The sequence below is a fragment of the Salipiger sp. genome (assembly GCF_059781815.1).
Genome location: NZ_JBYNAH010000365.1, coordinates 1 through 214, shown reverse-complemented (window position 1 = coordinate 214; position 214 = coordinate 1). Strand labels below are relative to the sequence as shown.

The following is a 214-nucleotide window of genomic DNA, read 5'->3' as shown; positions in this document are numbered from 1 at the left end:
TAACTGCAGCGTTGAGATTGAGGCCTTGCGAGAGCGTCGGCGATGCAACGATGACCTTCAAGACGCCCTCGGACAGCAGCGTTTCCAATTCGCGCAGGAATGGGCTCGGAAGCCGACCGTGATGGATCGCGACGCCCGCCTTCAGACTGGCAACGGCGGGGTGGTCTTCTCCCAACCACTCCTTGCCGACCTCAAGAGCGCGGGCAATCGGTGC

The 214-nt window shown here is 62.1% G+C and carries 1 protein-coding gene; it reads right to left on the bottom strand.

Annotated features, from left to right (window positions below; translation table 11 throughout):
• The coding region (locus AC6RA4_RS24705; RefSeq protein WP_500164849.1) for a hypothetical protein at window positions 1-214 on the bottom strand (214 nt) is incomplete at both ends.